Below are 458 nucleotides of genomic sequence, written 5' to 3' on the forward strand. Positions count from 1 at the left end.
GCCCAGGACCGCCTGTCGTCGATCCTGAACGCCGAGATCAGGGAGGTGCTCGGCGCCGACCAGGTCACCTCGGACACCATCCTCTCCGAGGACCGCCGCGCGCTGATGACCCGCATCCGCGACGGCGCCCAGATCGAGGCGCAGTCGCTCGGCCTCGACGTCGTGGACGTGCGGCTGAAGACGACGAACCTGCCCGAGCAGAACCTCGCCGCCACCTTTGCCCGGATGCGGGCCGAGCGCGAGCGCGAGGCCGCCGACGAGCGGGCGCGCGGCAACGAGGCCGCCGCCCGGGTCAGGGCGCTGGCCGACCGCACCGTGGTCGAGACGATCTCGGAGGCCCAGCGCGACGGCCAGATCACCCGGGGCGAGGCCGACGCCGAGGCCAACCGCGTCTTCGCCGACGCCTACGGCGCCGACCCGGAGTTCTTCCAGTTCTACCGCTCCATGCAGGCCTACGA

At 72.7% G+C, this 458-nt stretch carries 1 protein-coding gene; it reads left to right on the forward strand.

Annotated features, from left to right (window positions below):
• Nucleotides 1–458: SPFH domain-containing protein (locus D7V97_RS43680; protein WP_255424886.1), on the forward strand; the 458-nt coding region annotated here is incomplete at both ends.

It is taken from the genome of Corallococcus sp. CA053C, from assembly GCF_003611675.1.
In the GTDB taxonomy this organism is placed as follows: Bacteria; Myxococcota; Myxococcia; order Myxococcales; family Myxococcaceae; genus Corallococcus.